This is a genomic window from Undibacterium sp. Di24W (genome assembly GCF_049340325.1).
Classification (GTDB): domain Bacteria; phylum Pseudomonadota; class Gammaproteobacteria; order Burkholderiales; family Burkholderiaceae_D; genus Undibacterium.
In genome coordinates this window covers 240,459-258,137 of record NZ_JBMPOP010000002.1, presented here as the reverse complement: position 1 = coordinate 258,137, position 17,679 = coordinate 240,459, and the positions used below count along the sequence as shown (strand labels likewise).

The window sequence follows — 17,679 nt, the reverse complement described above, 5'->3', positions numbered from 1 at the left end:
ATTATGCAAATCAATACACTGACTCCAGAATATTTACAAGAATGTCGCGAGGCGCTCAATAAAGAGCAGGCTCTGTCATTGAGCCAAACCAACAATTGGTCTCATGTCGACAAGCATCAAGTCCACCTAGATTGGGACAGCTTATACAAAGAGCTCGCGCAACACATCGATACGTTGCTACCTGCATCGTCAGAAATTCAAGCCATCATGGAGCGTCACTATGCCATCGCCTCACGTTTTTATCCGCCAACCAAAGAGGCTTACATAGGCATGAGTTTGCTCTATGCGGAAAATGAGGACATGAAAACCTTTCATGATGCTTACCATCCGGAGATGGTTAGCTTTCTTGCTCAAGCAATGCAAATTTACGCGCTAAGCCAAGTATGATTTTCGTGTCGAGTTAAGTGCCTTTTAATCATTGGCCTCACCCGAGGATGGTGGGGACGGCGCGCTAAGCGAGATCTTAAACACGAGGCGCAAAATCCATCCGCCGATAAAAGTGCCGGTGAGGATAAATCCTACAAATAGTGGAATCAGCAAATAAATCAAACCACCCGCGCCTTGGGAGCGCGGGGCAGTACAAGGTTCGGTGCTAAAGATATAGCCAACCGGCAGATATGCCAGACAAGCAGCGATCGCTGAATACGGATTTTTAGTCATGACCAGCGATGCTGCAAACAGCATCAGTATCCACACGCTGCCGTGTACATTGCCGGCACAAGAACCCGTGCGCCAACGATAAGCGGTTACTGCCATAAGAACTATGGGCGTCAGTATGATACTTGCAGCTGCTAGACGTCTGGCGGTTTTAATGTTCATGTTGACGCAATTTGGCGATGATGTTGCAAGTGCGAATATTGTTGTTTGGTTCCCACCTTCGAGCTATTCTGACATGTTTCCACTGTAGGAAGTAAGACTCGTTGATGTGCCAAGCTTGATTGATAGCTAAAATCTGATTGAATACCTTAGCATAATATAGTGCCGATGCTAAGCACGGACACCTCATCACAACTGTCACAGCTTACTGATTGGGGGAATAAGCTGAAAGTTTACCCAACACTTCGGGATACAAATCATCACTTAAAGAAATCTTTAGCTTATTTTCGTTTCCGATGTAAGGAAAGGCATTTTCGCCAGACTAAGTCCAAGTAGCTTGTACGAGGTTGTTTTCACACCTCACTTTTCGCCATGCTACTGGCACCCATTTTTTATCTTCTGGAGACGTAAATGAAAGCTAAATCTTTAAGCAATACTTTGAAAAACGTAGTGAGTGCCTCAGTAGTGGCGGCATCGGCAATGGCAGCAATGCCAGCGATGGCACAATGTGCCGCGAAGCCAGTCGCATCGGCTAAAGCTTGTGCCGCAAAAAAAGGCTGCTGTGCCGCGAAGAAGGGTTGTTGCGCCGCCAAGAAAGGCTGCTGTGCAGCCAAGAAGGGATGCTGCGCGGCGAAGAAAGGCTGCTGTGGTGCCAAGAAAGTGATGCACAAAGGCAAAGCAAAAGCATGTTGCGCCGCGAAGAAAACTTGCTGTGCTGCGAAAAAATAATTAGTACAGTTACCGATGATCTCAGCACTGCCGTATAGCAATTAGCGCTATATGCTCACTGGGTTCATCGGTATTCTTAGTTTGCCACACTATTTCTGCTGCGCTCCTAGTGTCTATCCTAGTATTCGTATGCTCGTATTTTGCCTGATAGTTTCTAATTAAACTTATGCGATTACCCGTCTTACTTAAAACCAAGCTGCTTGATCATCGCATGCAGTCTGCTTCCACTAGTCAAAAGAAGCAGTACTGGAACGCCGCGACGCAACTGGTGACGAGTTTGCAGAATCTGTCCCAACGTGGTCGACAAGTCGTGCAAGAGATCGTCGGTGATAACACCTTTGTCGAATGGGAACACTATCCCGAAAATGATGTTCGTGATTTGAAACACGCATCGCAGTATTTTTATCATGCCCATACTGGACTGCAGCGTAGCTTCGCCGAGCATGGGCATTTTCATTTGTTCGTTCATGCCCAAGAGCTGGGATTACGTCCTGCTAATGCCCGCTATGATGAAGCGCCCGCGCATGTGATCGCAGTGTCTATGAACGCTCAAGGTCTACCAACCGCTTTTTTTGCCGTCAACCGTTGGGTGACCAAAGGTCCTTGGTTATCTTATGAAGCGTGTGAGATTGCATTGGATCATTTCGCTCTCAAAGGACGTCAAGGTAGCCGTGACATCAATCGGTTTTTGACCGCGCTGGTGCAGTTGTATCGAAGCCAAATTCTCGATGTCATCAAGGAGCGCGATCGTGTCATGCAAAAACTGAGTCAAGAGAGAGATAGACGTACTGTCTTCGCGGATAGAAACATTGAGCTGTTATGTTATGCACCGATTGCTCTCATGGATGATATTGAAGCCTTAGAAAACTTCATCTAATCCACTTTTTTTTGTGTACGAGCTGTCAGGTTTCATCGCGATGGGCGACTAAAGAGAGTGACATCATTCATCTCATCTTCTCTGGAGCTTCCTCATGCAATTTTCTTCATTCGCAAAAAGCCTAACGCTTGCAATCACCGTCCTGTTGTCTGCACAGGCATTCGCTATTGAGCCTATTTTTTCTAGCAAAGACGGCGCAATTCGTGGCTACGATCCTGTCGCCTATTTCACCAAACATAAAGCAGTAAAAGGCAGCAAAAAACTCTCGACGACTTGGCAGGGCGCAGAATGGCATTTTAGTAGTCAAACAAATTTGGACGCTTTTGTTGCCGATCCTGAGAAATATGCACCTCAATACGGTGGCTATTGCGCATTCGGCGTCGCACAAGGCTTTACCCCGGAGATCGATCCGCAAGCTTTTGCTGTTCGTGACGGCAAGCTATATCTCAATTTGAGCAAAGATGTCTTAAAGCGTTGGAAGGAAAATATTCCAGGCTATATCGCCGATGCCAACAAAAATTGGCCAGAGCTCAAAGCCGGTACTTATGTTGAGAAATAGGATAAATTGCCCAATATGCTCTAATCTGTTTTAGATTGATGGCATTTTCATTTGCTTGTGCTGAAGGCTTGTTGGGTCGAAGGAACAGTTGGCGATCTCTGTTGGATCAAGCGTTTCTTTCCATTCCATCGCCTTAGCTGTGAGTTCCCTTAGCGTCCATTGCTGTGGTGCGCGCCACGATAGTTGAATTGGTGTGCCGTGTAGTATGCCTGCATCGATCAAACTGCAGACCTCTTCACAAGGGCCATCGATGTGCCCGCCGACTGACAGCGGCACTTTTTCATCAATCAGTTTTTGCAGGAGTTGATGTAACGCCGCATTGCTATCAAAGGGAATTCTTACCGTGTCTTCATCATTGATACGGAAAATCAGAAGCCCACGATCCCTTGCATGTCGTATCAATTCCGCTAGATGGGCGGGAGCTGTGTTTACTGAGCTGGCGTAACGAGGTTTCATAGTCGCAGCATACCAGAAACGCGTACGCCAATTCGAGTCGGGCTTGTTAGGCTTGGTGTCTCAAAGACCCAATTCACTCAAGCCAGGATGGTCATCAGGCCTTCTACCCTGCGGCCAATGAAACAAACGCTCGCTTTCGCTAATCGCTAGATCATTGATGCTGGCATAACGTTTGCACATCAGACCGTTATTCTCGAACTCCCAGTTTTCATTGCCGTAAGACCGAAACCATAGCCCTGTTTCATCTTTCCATTCATAGGCGAAGCGAACCGCAATGCGATGGCTATCGTGCGCCCAGTTTTCATTGCCGTAAGACCGAAACCATAGCCCTGTTTCATCTTTCCATTCATAGGCGAAGCGAACCGCAATGCGATGGCTATCGTGCGCCCAGATTTCTTTGATCAGTCGATACTCATGTTCGCGTTGCCATTTTCTTTGCAAAAATTCGACGATCTGAGCACGACCGACGGGGAATTCATGACGGTTGCGCCATTGGCTATCCTCGGTATACACCAAAGAGACTCGCTGCGGGTCGCGTGAGTTCCAACTGTCTTCTGCCAAGCGTACTTTTTGTGTTGCACTGGCTAAATTGAAAGGCGGTAAAGGTGGTTTGGTTTCGGTGCTCATCGGTGTCCTTATTGGGTTTATAGATCTAAGGTAATCGTGTCGGTATGGGCGCGAGACACACATACGCACATCAAATTATTTTGTTTTTGCTTGGCATTGAGCGCATGGTCGCGATGCTCTACTTCGCCGGCCAGCACTTTGACCGCACAGGTGCCACAATTACCTACGCCGCAATCGGAGAGCGTATCAACACCCGCGTCGTTTAATGCCTGCAATACGGTTTGGTTTGCTTGAATCGGTATGACTTTATTCGAGCGTTTAAGTACGACATTAAAGGGACGATTCTCAGTCGTTTTTGTGGCGGAAAAATGTTCGTAATGGACCTGCTCCTCGTCAAAGCCGTAGCGCTTCGTTGCCTCTAACACGGCATCAATTAATCGACTCGGGCCGCATACATAGATGTTGCTGTCTTTGTTGGCATTTTTTAGCAATTCATCGATGGCCAGACGTTGCCCTTGATCCGAAAAATAGCAATGCAATTGCACACCCAAGTCGCGGCGTAGGCGATCCCCTAAGGCCATGTCGCCTTGTGATGCCGCCGCATAGTGCATCTCGAAAGCGGTACCGCTTGCCGACAAGCTTTGTGCCATCGGCTTGATGGCGGTGATGCCGATACCGCCCGCGATCAAGAGGACAGGCTGGGCGCTGCTTAATAAACGAAAATCATTCCTTGGTAGCTCGCAATGCAGCAGACTTCCTAATTGGTAATGTTGGTGCACAAAGGCTGAGCCGCCTTCGCCCTGATCTTCGCGTAACACGGCGATTTCGTAAATATCGCGCCGTGCTGGATTGGAGGCGATTGAGTAATGACGTATTGCGGACTGCCCATTGCTTAAGATGACCGGAAGCTTGAGGTGAGCTCCAGCTTCGACCTTGGGTAGATCAGCACCTTGTGGATCACGCAATTCAATCGCGCGAATTTTCGGTGTTAATTGTCGTATGCCGCTCACGACTAGGCTCAAGGGACCGTTGCCTAGTCCAGCAGCGGGCACGGTCGTCGTGTTCGGCGCGTTCGCTGTTTTCGCGATGTCGCTAGATTTTTGCATTTGCTTGAGCTTGGCGATTTCTGCCTGCATCGGGGCAAGTAATTCTTCGATGTCGGCGTCGGTATAGCGCGGCGTGATGTGTTGTGGACAGTTCCAGTCCCACGCCTCGACCGTTATGATGAAAGCGCGTTCAATGCGAGCGCGATAGGTCGGCATTTCTAATCGGGCGATGAGCTCGGGCGCTTCATGTTCATGAACAATTTTGACGCGACCCCAGATCTTGATGCGTCTTTGTTCGCGGTAGTCCATTAAGATCATGGCGATGCGCTCATTCGCTTGTAAATTCCCCACACTCAGATATTGGCGATTGCCGCTAAAATCAGCAAAGCCTATGGTGTTTTTATCCAAGACTTTGAGAAAACCGATGGGCCCACCACGATGCTGCACATACGGCCAGCCATCCTCGTTCACAGTTGCTTGGTAAAAGCTGTCACGTGCTTCGATGAATTCCGCTTCACGTAGTGTCAGATCACTACGTGCGTCGTCTGCTAATTCAAAGCCCATATTCGCCTCACGGCTGTGGTACCGGGTTTGCGCAGCTTTGACACTAGGCGTGAAATTGATGGTGGCGAATGCACGTGGCATGGTGTTCTCCAAAAGGATTAGGATCTGTTAACATTCAAATCGGGAGATGCGTTCAAGCCAAAAGGTGGGATGGCAAGGCGTAGTTCGCTGCCGAGGCTGATGCCTCGGCAAGAGCTGCAACGATGTCCATCGCGCCTTGGCGCCTAGCCCTGTGACCGTTTTTCCACATTCGCACTCCCAATTTGAATGTTAACAGACCCTAAATCTTACAAATAAACTTTACTAGGCAGCTGTGACCAGTGTATAGCTTGACGACCTTGGTAATGAGCCAGTTGAAATAGATAGCTTGGATTCAGGCCGCTAAATGAGTCCATTTGAAACTTGAATAAGGGGCGACCATCTTTGAGCGGTTTACAAATCTTTCGGCGCTTTGTTTTTGATCTCAGGCCAGGTTTTTACTGCTTTGAAGATATGACCTGGAACGTCTTCTAACCATTTCTTTTGAATGTCTTTGTTGACGTTCAAATATAGTTTGCCATCGACCACGCGCCATGCTTCTGGATCACCATCGAGTTTCTTTTCCAAGACCACGCCCATGGCGCAGAAACCGCCAAACTGGGGCGCGTATTGCGCTGGATGAGCTTTAAATTTTTCCAAATTTTCTTTCGAGGCAAAGCGATAGGTCGCGCCTTCAAAAGTATGGGTGTAAGCTGCTTTACCTAAGGTTGGTGCCTTCACGGTAAAGTAAGCGACTGGATCGTAGCCGTGCAAAGCCACGCCTTGTGTATCAAGATTGACCGCAGCGCTAGAGTTTTGATCTTGTGCTTGCGCTGTCAGTGGCGTGCCAGCGGAAACTGCAAACGCTGCCAATAAAGTGGAAGCCAAGATCGTGCGACGTAAAGTTGAGTGAAACATGCTGTATCCTTTTTAATCAATGTATTGGTCTGGTGTGCGCAATGAGAAGTCTTCATTGCGCACAGGACAATTACGCTAAAGTGATTTTCGGGAAATCGATTTCGACGCGGCTCGCTTTGCCCAAAATATTGGTCAGTAAGTTCATGCCTACATGGGTGATGATTTCGACGATATCGCCATCGCTAAAGCCAGCATTGCGGGCTTCAATCAATTCTGCCGTGGTGATTTCACCTTTGTGTTCTGCTAAGGAACGCGCTAATTTCACCGCGATGGCGGCTTTTGCATCTTGGCTGCTGCCAGCGCGGTTTGCTGTGATTTCATCATTGCTCAAGCCCGCTTTTTTGCCCAAAGCAGTGTGCGCCGACAGGCAATATTCGCAAGAGTTTTGTTGAGCCAGAGCGAGCGCAATACGTTCACGTGTTAATGGTTCCAAACCACCTTCGTTCGCAACACCGTACAAGCCGAGGAAGGATTTCAAAGCGACTGGTGAGTTAGCAAAGATTTTCAAAAAATTAGGTACTACGCCCAATTGCGACTGAATCGCATCGAATAAAGCTTGTTGTTCTTGAGTGGCTGTTTCATTGGTAACGAGATTAATACGGCTCATGGTATTTCCTTTTCAATAAGTGAATGTCGATTTGGTTTGCATCGCTTTGATCCGGTATTTCTTGTCGGTGTTCAGCGAATGCATGCATTGTGCCTATAGTCATTGAAAAGAAGAATACTCATAGATTACAATTGATTATTTCAATATTTGGAATAATCGTGGGGATGCAAGCATATGGATAGGTTTCACCAAATTGCGGTCTATGTCGCCGTGGCTGAGGAGGAAAGTTTTGCGGCAGGCGCTCGGCGTCTGGGTATGTCACCACCCGCAGTCACCCGTGCGGTGGCGGCTCTGGAGGAAAATTTGGGGGTGAAATTACTCAATCGCACGACCCGCTTTGTCAGGCCGACCGATGCGGGACAGCGCTATTTGGATGATGCACGTCAAATCCTCGCCAAGGTGCAGGAAGCGGATGAAGCGGCAGCAGGAATTAATGCCGATCCGCGCGGGCATTTGACGGTGACCGCTCCGGTCTTGTTTGGCAAGATATTTGTGATGCCGCATATTGTGGAATTCTTGCAGCGCTATCCAGCAGTTGATGTATCCGCCCTATTTTTAGATCGCGTCGTCAATATGATGGAAGAAGGCGTGGATGTCGGCGTACGTATCGGCGCGCTGCCAGATTCCAGTATGCGTGCGCTAAGGGTTGGACAAGTGCGGCGGGTCTTGTGTGCCTCACCAGACTATTTGGCTCAGCATGGGATACCACAGATACCCGACGATTTAAAGCAGCATCATGTCGTTGCTGCTGCGGGTGTGAGTCCTTCAGTCGAATGGAAATTTGGCGATAGCGATCACGCGCTCGCGATTCGTATCAAACCGCGTTTAACTGTCACCAGCAATGACGGTGCCATTGCTGCCGTGTTAAAGGGAGCTGGCATTACACGTTTACTATCCTACCAAGTGGCAAGTGAATTGGAACAAGGCACACTGAAGACGATATTGAGTGAGTACGAGTCAGCACCGCTGCCTATCCATATTGTGCACAGAGAAGGACGTGACGGCTCAGCTAAGGTACGTAGCTTTGTTGATTTTATGGGGCAGGCTCTTCGAGCGCATTCGGCATTGCGTTGAAAACCGCTTTACATCGGACGCGAAGGTGATATAGCTGCATCGCATTGTTTGTCATACCGGACCATGTCCGATAGGCGTTAACCTAAAATAAAACATGTACAAGTACTTTGTTCCCTCCCCTTCAAGGGGAGGGCTAGGGCGGGGATGGGTTTCAGTGATTTCGACTAAACCGCATCTCCATCCCAAGCTCCCACATTTCAATCAACTTACTTCACATTCTTGACCACATACACAAAGCGATCCGTTTTACCGCGCACACTAGGTTCAAAAACCAGATTAGTTCTAGGGTCAGCAGGATTGCGTAACAAATCACTTTGCTTGACGATTTCAAAGCCGAAACCGGTGAGCGAGCTCTTCACAAATTCTTCATCAATTCTATGATTATCTTGGGTCTGCGCCAGCTTGCTACCCAGCGGTGCAGAATGGTCGATCACTAACATCATGCCCTTGGGTTTGAGGGCTTTCTTGATTTGCCCCATCAAATCTTTGTCATCAATTTTCCAACCTGGTCCGACGTGATACATGTCGTGATACCCCATGACGAAAAACACTGCATCCAGGCTGTTTTCCGCCAAGCCTAGTTGATCTACTTCGCGGTCATAGCGCACCACATTTTTTAGAGAACCATCGGCCAAACGGGCTTCTAAATCTTTACCGACGAAAGGCAGGTAAGCCTTATTATTGTGCAACAGGACTTTACCTGTGGCACCTACTTGCTGTGACAATAGCTCGCTGAAATAGCCATTTCCACCCAAAAGATCCAACACCGTCATGCCTTCTTTAATCTGCATTAAGGCCATGATTTCTAGCGGTTTACTGGTGACATCACGTACTTTGTCGGCAGTCGAACGATGCGCCTGATTCAAGTCGATTTGCGCTGTTGCGATACTGCCGACACCGGCTATGCTTAGAGCAATGAAACATTGTAGAAATGTTTTTTTCATGTTGTCTCCATCTATAATTTTATGTGAATAGAAATTTTAACTTGTGCTGATAAGTCACTACTAACTATTACTTATTTTCTGCCGCAAGATCGAATTGTTGGGGCTCAACAGTTATCTTCAAATGTCACGTTCCATGACAATGTTAGCTCTTGAATAAACTGGATGAGGGCCTTCCGATACCGTTTGAAAACCATAATTTTTATACAGATGGATAGCAGCCTCTAGTTTGGTGTTGGAGACCAAATAAACCTTTTTCGCTTGTATGGTTTTGAGCTTTGTCAGACAGTGTTCCATCAGTTGCTTGCTGTACGCTTTGCCCTGATGAGCTGGGGAAACCGCCATTCTGGCTAACTCGTAAACACCGTCACCCTCATTGAATAAAGCACATACGCCTAACACCTCATTATCCGACATCAGAAAAAACAGGAAGCCACCGTTGTCGACGACTTGATAAGGATTTGCCGCTAATTTTTTATCCGTTTCTTCGATCTTGAAATAGTGACTAATCCATTCTTCGTTGAGACGAATGAAATCCTGTAAATGCTCTTTTGAATTTTCGATAATGTGGGTCATGGTTTTTGCAAAGCAGTAGCGATTCGCGTCAGCGCATCTATATTTAGGAAGATAAGTACCTTAGCACAATTAGACTAAGGCGCGTAGGGCGCTCATGGCACCAATATGCTGATTCGTCCACTTTGATGGGGGTGGCGCGGCTGTTTTTTTGCTGTTGTTTGGGCTTGGTCGTAGTTTATCAATGCGCAGTTTATTTAGCGCGGCGGTGATCCCACGCTAGTTCCAGCTATTCAATTCTGACTCTTAATTCCGTCTTACCTATCGCCAAATTACCCGCAAAATCTTTGGCAGTGATGCGTATCAGATAGTCACCTGCTGCTAAATCTTTGATGTTCCAAAAATTGATGATCGCGTGACCATCGTGAATTTCGTTGGTGAGGTTGTAGAGGAATTTGGTGGTCGCGTTGCCGTGAACCGTGATACCACTATTTTCTGCGTAAGCGACTTTGACTGCTTCTTCATCGGCGGGCAGGTGGTTAAAGCGTATCGTCATTTTTGGCTTTTCAAAACCGGCCAAAGGCGAGCCATCGTTTTGTAGAATTTGATAGCCAAGTTCGTAGAGACCGAGGCGACGACGTGCCATATTACCGTCCGCTTGATCAAAGGCATCGACGATGATGCTGACTTGTTCTAAGGATTTGGATAACTTGATGACCGCCGATTGGGGTGCAAAGGGCTCTGGTGCAGGTTTTTTGCCTTTGCTGTTTTTCGCCAGTTTGCTTGATGCGGCGGTTGGCGCTTTACTGAGTATCTTGCCATCTTTGTCAGCGATATCGATGCGCGTAATTTGTGGCGCGACGCTGTCTTGGAATCCGATGAAATTCAATTTGAGCGGATTCACCACATCACCTTGTGGCGCATAGTTCAGATGCACGTGATACATGCTGTTGACCGTGCCTATGGTTTCACCAACATGGAAGCGTGTGCCACGACGCACGCGTACTTGCAGTAATTTGCCTTGCGCGTCTTTGATGAATTGGAATTTTTGTAGATCTAAAGTTGCTTCTTTTAAATTACGTCCTACCTTCATGTGGATATACGACAGCTTATTTACGCGCATGCCTTCATTGATCGTCGTGGCTGCCCAAGCAGGTACAGGTGAGCTGACTTTCTCTTCTTTAATCACCACAACAGCCTCACCCATTGCCGCTTGCATATCGACACCGCGGTGAAAATGGTCGCGACTTTCGCCATCGTAGTTGCCGCGTACTTCACCGATAGTGCCGACCACTTCATGCGGTTTGTCTTGCGGCAACAATGGCCACAGCGAAGGTTGCAGAAGTGGCGCAATCGGTTCAGTCACGATGACGGGCCATGGTTTTCTTATTTCCTTATCGAGAACGCCTTTGTGTCTAATTTCGTGCAGGACATTTTTGGCGTTATCACTAACGATCAGATCACCTTTCGCATTCACCGTGAGTCCAACCGGATTGTTCATACGTGGACTGGTATCGTCACCTGGAATGATATCGATATCGACACCAGTCAGGCCGCGGCTTTTGCCATCGGGTGCGATTTGCAAAATCCTACCGTGCGAAAGTTCACCGACATAGAGGTAATCATCATGCGTGATTGTCAGACCAACAGGGCGTCGTAGTAAGGCAGTGAAATCTTTAGGATCACTCGCGATCAGGGTGCTGACTTGACCATCGATGCCAATTTTACGGACGGCGTTATTGCGTGTGTCAGCAACGATGATGTCGCCAAGGCTATTCACCACGAGACTACTCGGTGTATCGAATAAGGCAGTGTTGCCAGCACCATCGAGGTAACCAGGCTGATTGCCGCCCGCGATGGTTTGCACCTGACCATCCGGCAGAATCACGCGGATCTTATCGTTATAAGTGTCTGCCACGTAGACCTTGCCGTCTTTGCCGACTGCCACGCCGATAGGCGCATTAAATTGGGCTTGAGCAGCTACGCCATCGCGGTACCCTGCTTGCCCGTTACCCGCGATCGTGGAGACTTTGCCATTGGCTTCGATTTTGCGAATCACGTGGTTGCCGGTATCGGCGACGTAAAGATTGCCTTGTTTGTCTATGGCTAAACCAGAAGGGGTATTAAATTTGGCAGCGGAGAACTTGCCGTCTTTTGAATCATTATTAGCTACGCTATCTTGGTAACCCTCTTCACCACCCGCAAAGACACTGGCATAGCCATCTTTGCTGATTTTTAGAATCCGATTATGGTCGCCGGCATCGGCGAGATACAGATTGCCTTGCTGATCCATGGCGATACCAAACGGGTCACTGAAACTAGGCTCAGGCTGTTTCGCCGCAGTGCTGGTAGCTTCAAAATAGGCACTTTGACTTAATTGAGAAACTTCAGCTTCCCAATCAAAGCTGGTCGCCACAGGTTTCTTCTTCAAAAGCGGAATGGATGGACGTGTTGCTTCTGGTTGCATCCACCAGTAAGCAGAAAACGATAAGCCGGAGAGCACGAGGACAGAAGAGAGAATCAGAAGGGAGCGACGTTGCATGTGAGATCAAAAAAGCAGGAGAAAGGACGGGCAGCATAGCAATATCAGCAGAAACTGCAAGTGCTATTTGTCGATTAATCGTTATGCCTGATTCGGCATGGTTTCGCCATAAATGGGTTGATCGCCTTTTTGGGTTGCAAGATAATGAAAAATTTTCGTGATCATTGATATATTTAGTCGAAACTTCTTGGCATAATCAGAGTCTATCTGTGCTTGCGTCCTTACTATCTATTCAATGTTCGATGCGCAACTTAGTTCGCTGATCAAACTTCGACAACCTGAGAGACACTATGAAAATAACAAATAACTTTAAGCCTCGTATGCGGCCAACGACGGTTTTAGCGACAGCAGTCAGTGCCGCTTTGATAAGCGGATTTGCCAGCCTCGCCACCGCGCAAGCACCTGTTTCGTCAGCGGCGAAAACAACGCCGGTTTTCTATAACGGTCAGGCGCAAATCGTACCGGGCTTTCAGGACAAGACTAAATGGATCAAGCAAGAGTTGTGGGTAGAAACCGAATTTGACAGCGATGGTGACGGCAAAAAAGATCGCGTTCACGTCGATGTCACGCGCCCTTTGCAAACCGATACCGAAGGTTTAAAAGTCGCCGTCGTGTATGAGTCTTCGCCTTATTTCGCGGGCACTATGAAGAATCAAAAAATGTGGGACGTGAAGCATGAATTAGGCGAAGCACCGCCGGCACGTCCGATCAATGAGCAAGCAAAATTCATCCCAGTGCGTCCTGAGATCGCCAGAACCGAGATCGACACTTGGGTGCCACGCGGCTTCGCAGTGGTCCACTCAGAAGCGCCTGGTACAGGCTTATCCCAAGGCTGCCCCACAGTCGGCGGCGCACCAGAGGAATTAGCACCCAAGGCTGTGATCGATTGGTTGAATGGTCGTGCCAAAGGCTATACCAGCATTGATGGTACGGAAGAAGTGAAAGCAAACTGGGCGACAGGCAAAGTCGGTATGACAGGCACCTCGTACAACGGCACCATTCCACTGGCTGCGGCGACCACAGGCGTTGCAGGCTTAGAAGCGATTATCCCGATTGCACCGAATACCTCTTATTACCACTACTATCGTAGTAACGGTCTGGTACGTCATCCGGGCGGCTATCTTGGTGAAGATGTGGATCAGCTTTATGATTTCATCTACAGTGGTGCACCTGAAAAACGCGCCTATTGCAACGCCACTATACGTGATGGCCTGTATCCAGCAAAATTTGATCGTAAAAATGGTGACTACAATGACTTTTGGGCAGATCGTGATTTGCTCGCTAAGATCAAAGGCGTGAAAGCTGCCACCCTGCTCGCCCACGGTCAACATGACTGGAACGTGATGCCAGAACACTCTATTCGCATCTACGAAGCGCTCAAGAAAAATGGCGTGGCTACGCAATTATTCTTACACCACGGTGGCCACGGTGGACCACCACCGATGGAAATGCGTAATCGCTGGTTCTCGCATTATTTGTACGGCATCGACAACGGCGTAGAAAAAGACGCCCGCGCGATGATCATGCGCGAAAACGCAGAACGCGGTGCCGCACCCACGCCCTATCTCGACTTCCCAAATCCTGAAGCCAGCAACGTGAATCTATTCTTAGGCGCTGGCGGCAATAAAGCAGGTAGCTTGAGTTTTAAAGCTGTCGCTAAAACCAAAGGTGCGATAGAAAAAATTATCGACGACGTGCAATTCAAAGGCGGCGTATTAGCCAGTGCCGAGCAATCACCACATCGCTTGATTTACGCCACGTCCGAGTTGACCGATGCGGTGCATTTATCCGGCACGCCTAGTATCAAAATCCGTGTCGCTGCCAACAAAGCTGCGGCTAATTTATCCGTTTGGTTAGTTACTTTGCCATTTGATGAAAAAGCCGTAGGCTCAGCAGGACAATTAGGTGTCGTCAGCCGCGCCTGGGCTGATCCTCAAAATCATCGCTCTCTGACCAAGACCGGTAACTATGATTCCAAGTTGCCAGGCACAGCGCTGGTACCAGGCAAATTCGTTGACTTGACTTTTGATCTTCAACCTATGGACCGAGTCATTCCAGCGGGTAAACGTTTGGCGCTGATGATCATGTCCAGTGATCAGGACTTCACTCTATGGCCAAAAGCGGGTACCGAGCTGAGCGTGGATTTGGCGCAGACGTCTTTGCTGTTACCTGTGGTAGGTGGCGTGGACAACTTGAAAAAGGGCTTGGGCGATTAGTCCCGCTAGACACAAGGGCGGTGGTATGGTGAAAGCGCAGCAAACTGAATTGGAAAAGTTGGCAGGTCTCGGCCCTAAATCCAGTGCTATGTTGCGCCAAATCGGCATCCATACCGCCGCCGATATATTGGCGGCAGAACCCTACGGGCTCTACCTGCAACTCAAACAAGTTTTCCCCTCGACCAGTTTAAACATGCTGTACGCCATCATGGGTGCACAAGAAAATCGTCACTGGCAGGACATCAAACGCGAGCGTCGTTTGGAGATACTCTTGCGTTTAGAAGAAATGGGAATCCCCTAGCGCCGTCTGGCGAATTGCACGTACGCCATCATAAAGCCGAATGCTGCTGAATCTTGGCAGGTAGCTGCGCCAATACATCACTCCAGTCATTCGTACGCGATTGTCGTAGTAATTCGAATGTGGGGTACCAAGGACTGTCATCGCGATCTTGTAGCCAACGCCAATCGGCTATCCACGGTAGCAATAGTAAAACGGCTTTGCCTAAACCACCTGCCAGATGTGCGACGCTGGTATCAACACTAATCACCAAGTCGAGTGCCTGACAAAGCGCTGCTGTATCAGAAAAATCATGTAACTCAGTGGAAAAATCCAAAATCTCAGGATGCGCCCGCATGAGCTCGGCATCCTGAGCGCGGTATTCTTTTTGCAAACTGATGTATTGGATTTGATCTGCCTGATGCGGCAAGTTGGAAAGCAGACTTGCTAAATCCAAGCTACGTTGCTGGTCGTTCTTATGACTGGCACTACCGCTCCATACCAGCCCTATTTTGCGACCAGCCAATTGGTCTAAGCGCCGTCGCCAATATTCAGACTTGGCTTGATCCGCTTTGAGATAGGCTGATGAGGCAGGGATGGCGGCAAGTTCATTCGTCTTGCAAGCCAAGGGCAAGCTCATCAATGGAATCTGATAATCCATCTGCGGATAGGATTCAGAACGTACGATGCATTGATCAAGGCCGTCGAGCTGCTGCAATAAGCTAAGTAATGGCGCCTGCACTTCGAGTATCACGGTAGCCCCCATCGCTTTGAGTACGCGGATGTAACGACAAAATTGCAGCGTGTCGCCCAAGCCTTGTTCGCTGTACACATAGATGGTTTTGCCTGCTAAACCCTGTTCGCCCAACCATAAAGGTGCAGCAAACGTCCTGCGATTTTTAGACGAACTAATACCTTGACATTGCCATCGCCATTCGTAGGCTGGCCAACCCTGCGCAAAATCGCCCAGTTGCAGCCAGCACAACCCACGGTTGTATAGAGCATCCGCGAAATCTGGTCTCAAGACGAGGGCTTGGGTGTAACTGGTCAGCGCTTCCGCAAAACCTTGTAATTGGCGTAGGGCGATACCGCGATTGCAATAGGCTTCGGGATAGTGAGGTCGCAAGGCAATCGCCGCATCGTAATCGAGGATAGCTGAGTCATAGGCGCGCAACTCGGCTTTCAAAATACCACGATTATAAAAAGCATCGGGCAAACGTGGATCTAGTGCAATCGCCTGATCATAACTTTTCAATGCCTGATCGAATAACTGCAAACTTTTTTGCGCCACGCCTAAATGGCAATACGTCACAGCAAAGTTAGGTTGTTGTTGGATCACCGTTTCAAAATAACGAATCGCCAGTTGCGAATCGCGCATTTGCTGCGCAATCACGCCCAATAACAAATAGGCGTCAGTCAACTCAGGCGCCATCGCAATGATTTGCTCATACAGCGGTTTTGCCTGTTGGATTTTACCTTGCTGATGTAAGGCGTAGGCTTGCTTGAATAGCCCTTGGGCAGTGGAGTTTGGGGTGTTCATACACAGATTAGAAAGGAATGTAAGCGCAAATGCAAGGGCTGGGGATGAGACAGAATTGCGAATACCTCATGTGCCGAACTTATTGTGTAGGGTAGGTACAATCCGAGCTGAACTAGAAATTGAACGATATTTCTCGAATTCTGTGTATCGAAGTCACAAAAAACATACTCGCCCTACAAGGCTAGCCTTAGAACCTAGACGCTTAAAGGCTGCGGCTATTGGACGCTTTGGCGAAGCTCAACAATATGACGCTCGACTTGATCGGCATTTTGAATTCCGTAGAAGCCATGAATTCGAACGACGAATTCCCCGCTACCATCAATTTGCCGCACCCTTTCGAACTGAATATCTCCCGTTCCGTCTGGGCGCTTGGTACGAATTGTATTGTTGAGCTGATCTGGCCAATAGGACTCCACGCGACCAAAGCCTTTGCCCGACATGGCTACAGCGCGACGGTTGGTCACGAAGTATATCGTGGGGTGTTGTGTTTTAAATGCCAGGACTGACGCGAGCATACCTATGGGGCCAATCGAGGCTACAAATGCAGCCGCCCAATGAAAACTCTCCCACCTAGAGGTGTCTGCCCAATGCAGCTCTGCATTCGTCATAACGGCGAACAGGATCAGGCAAACAGTCCAAAGAGCAGGAATCAGAGCTTTGAGCAAAAATGCGTTGACGAACCGTCCTGGATTTTGCGTACCTGACCAGACGACATTTTCACCGTCTTGGAGTTCAGAGGCGATTACTGCGCTGATCGCATCACTATTGATCTTGGACATGGAAGCCTAATGAAAAGAGTTATGCGACCCAACGTAGTCGGGTTCGCTTGACCTACGGGTTATGTACAAGGAATAGCAGTAGAGACGGGACGAATCATGATGATGTCTCGTTGCGGATCTGTGCCTAAAGGAAAAACATGGCTTCCAACCTCTGAGAAGCCGATTTTTCTGTAGAAGGCGATAGCTCTTGGATTGTGCTCCCATACACCCAGCCAGATAACATCGCATCCTCGGTTTTCAATTTCTTTGATACAGCGTGTCATTAATTCTTGTGCGATACCCTTCCCGTGCCACAAGCTGGAGACATAAATCCTTTGAATCTCTCCGGGGTGTTTCGCAGGCACACAGTCTGGTGCTTCGGACCACCGAAGCTGGGCAAAGGCGATTAATTTTCCATCGCTTTCGCACACAAGCGTGAGCTTGGTGGAGTCTGAAATCTCTGCCGTCTGAATTTCTTCGCTATAACTTGAAGCGCAATGAAGACTCATATCGCCCACAGAATTCATATGGCCGAATGTCTCTCGGAATGTTTCCTCAGCCAATTTGGCCAAGTTCTTTGCATCTGTAGGAATCACGTAGCGGATTGGTTGCATATATGGCTCCTAAAGCAAAACTGACGGGTTCAAGAGCCTCATCGTTG

The 17,679-nt window shown here is 48.5% G+C and carries 19 protein-coding genes; 6 read left to right on the top strand and 13 right to left on the bottom strand.

Annotated elements, in window-relative coordinates; genetic code table 11:
• The first annotated feature begins 3 nt into the window (after positions 1-3).
• The gene (locus tag ACO0KZ_RS04645; protein WP_422993231.1) at positions 4-387 is read left to right on the top strand and encodes a TipAS antibiotic-recognition domain-containing protein; all 384 of its coding nucleotides are present in this window, start codon (positions 4-6) and stop codon (positions 385-387) included.
• 24 nt (positions 388-411) lie between these two features.
• Here the strand turns inward: ACO0KZ_RS04645 and ACO0KZ_RS04640 are convergent, their stop codons facing one another.
• Positions 412-819 (bottom strand): hypothetical protein, encoded by a 408-nt coding sequence (locus tag ACO0KZ_RS04640; RefSeq protein ID WP_422993229.1) that lies wholly within the window; start codon positions 817-819, stop codon positions 412-414.
• Between the two features lie 389 nt (positions 820-1,208).
• A complete protein-coding gene (locus ACO0KZ_RS04635; RefSeq protein ID WP_422993227.1) occupies positions 1,209-1,586 on the bottom strand; it encodes a hypothetical protein in 378 nt (125 codons plus the stop codon).
• Positions 1,587-1,711: 125 nt separating this feature from the next.
• Between ACO0KZ_RS04635 and ACO0KZ_RS04630 the strand changes: the two genes are divergently transcribed.
• Positions 1,712-2,422 carry a DUF6969 family protein gene (locus ACO0KZ_RS04630; protein ID WP_422993225.1) on the top strand — a complete coding sequence of 237 codons (711 nt, stop codon included), beginning with the start codon at positions 1,712-1,714 and terminating at the stop codon, positions 2,420-2,422.
• 94 nt (positions 2,423-2,516) lie between these two features.
• Entirely contained in the window at positions 2,517-2,981 is a 465-nt protein-coding gene (locus ACO0KZ_RS04625) for a YHS domain-containing (seleno)protein (RefSeq protein ID WP_422993223.1), read from the top strand.
• Between the two features lie 30 nt (positions 2,982-3,011).
• Here the strand turns inward: ACO0KZ_RS04625 and ACO0KZ_RS04620 are convergent, their stop codons facing one another.
• From ACO0KZ_RS04620 to ACO0KZ_RS04600, 5 genes are all read right to left on the bottom strand, one after another.
• Positions 3,012-3,437 (bottom strand): hypothetical protein, encoded by a 426-nt coding sequence (locus tag ACO0KZ_RS04620; RefSeq protein ID WP_422993221.1) that lies wholly within the window; start codon positions 3,435-3,437, stop codon positions 3,012-3,014.
• Positions 3,438-3,497: 60 nt separating this feature from the next.
• Positions 3,498-4,064 (bottom strand): DUF1348 family protein, encoded by a 567-nt coding sequence (locus ACO0KZ_RS04615; protein WP_422993219.1) that lies wholly within the window; start codon positions 4,062-4,064, stop codon positions 3,498-3,500.
• Between the two features lie 17 nt (positions 4,065-4,081).
• Positions 4,082-5,695: a pyridoxamine 5'-phosphate oxidase family protein gene (locus ACO0KZ_RS04610; RefSeq protein WP_422993217.1), complete on the bottom strand. Its 1,614-nt coding sequence runs from the start codon at positions 5,693-5,695 to the stop codon at positions 4,082-4,084.
• 351 nt (positions 5,696-6,046) lie between these two features.
• Positions 6,047-6,550, bottom strand: coding sequence for a YHS domain-containing (seleno)protein (locus ACO0KZ_RS04605; protein WP_422993215.1), 504 nt, complete (start codon positions 6,548-6,550; stop codon positions 6,047-6,049).
• Positions 6,551-6,620: 70 nt separating this feature from the next.
• Positions 6,621-7,157 carry a carboxymuconolactone decarboxylase family protein gene (locus ACO0KZ_RS04600; RefSeq protein ID WP_422993213.1) on the bottom strand — a complete coding sequence of 179 codons (537 nt, stop codon included), beginning with the start codon at positions 7,155-7,157 and terminating at the stop codon, positions 6,621-6,623.
• Positions 7,158-7,331: 174 nt separating this feature from the next.
• Here ACO0KZ_RS04600 and ACO0KZ_RS04595 point away from each other — a divergent pair, with 174 nt between their 5' ends.
• Positions 7,332-8,231 carry a LysR family transcriptional regulator gene (locus tag ACO0KZ_RS04595; protein WP_422993211.1) on the top strand — a complete coding sequence of 300 codons (900 nt, stop codon included), beginning with the start codon at positions 7,332-7,334 and terminating at the stop codon, positions 8,229-8,231.
• A 206-nt stretch (positions 8,232-8,437) separates the two neighbouring features.
• Here ACO0KZ_RS04595 and ACO0KZ_RS04590 read toward each other — a convergent pair whose 3' ends face one another.
• The 3 genes from ACO0KZ_RS04590 to ACO0KZ_RS04580 form a co-directional block, all read right to left on the bottom strand.
• Complete coding sequence (locus tag ACO0KZ_RS04590; RefSeq protein ID WP_422993209.1) at positions 8,438-9,175, bottom strand: class I SAM-dependent methyltransferase; 738 nt, start codon at positions 9,173-9,175, stop codon at positions 8,438-8,440.
• 117 nt (positions 9,176-9,292) lie between these two features.
• On the bottom strand, positions 9,293-9,748 hold the full coding sequence (locus tag ACO0KZ_RS04585) for a GNAT family N-acetyltransferase (protein WP_422993207.1): 456 nt from the start codon (positions 9,746-9,748) through the stop codon (positions 9,293-9,295).
• 226 nt (positions 9,749-9,974) lie between these two features.
• A complete protein-coding gene (locus ACO0KZ_RS04580) occupies positions 9,975-12,227 on the bottom strand; it encodes an NHL repeat-containing protein (protein WP_422993205.1) in 2,253 nt (750 codons plus the stop codon).
• A 290-nt stretch (positions 12,228-12,517) separates the two neighbouring features.
• On the opposite strand from ACO0KZ_RS04580, the gene ACO0KZ_RS04575 reads away from it, so the two are divergent.
• A complete protein-coding gene (locus tag ACO0KZ_RS04575) occupies positions 12,518-14,443 on the top strand; it encodes a Xaa-Pro dipeptidyl-peptidase (RefSeq protein ID WP_422993203.1) in 1,926 nt (641 codons plus the stop codon).
• A 25-nt stretch (positions 14,444-14,468) separates the two neighbouring features.
• Entirely contained in the window at positions 14,469-14,744 is a 276-nt protein-coding gene (locus ACO0KZ_RS04570; protein ID WP_422993201.1) for a TfoX/Sxy family DNA transformation protein, read from the top strand.
• A 28-nt stretch (positions 14,745-14,772) separates the two neighbouring features.
• On the opposite strand, the gene ACO0KZ_RS04565 is transcribed toward ACO0KZ_RS04570, so the two are convergent.
• The 3 genes from ACO0KZ_RS04565 to ACO0KZ_RS04555 form a co-directional block, all read right to left on the bottom strand.
• On the bottom strand, positions 14,773-16,260 hold the full coding sequence (locus ACO0KZ_RS04565) for a tetratricopeptide repeat protein (protein WP_422993199.1): 1,488 nt from the start codon (positions 16,258-16,260) through the stop codon (positions 14,773-14,775).
• Positions 16,261-16,475: 215 nt separating this feature from the next.
• Positions 16,476-17,039 carry a hypothetical protein gene (locus ACO0KZ_RS04560; RefSeq protein WP_422993197.1) on the bottom strand — a complete coding sequence of 188 codons (564 nt, stop codon included), beginning with the start codon at positions 17,037-17,039 and terminating at the stop codon, positions 16,476-16,478.
• A gap of 59 nt (positions 17,040-17,098) precedes the next feature.
• Entirely contained in the window at positions 17,099-17,632 is a 534-nt protein-coding gene (locus ACO0KZ_RS04555) for a GNAT family N-acetyltransferase (protein WP_422993195.1), read from the bottom strand.
• Positions 17,633-17,679: the final 47 nt, after the last annotated feature.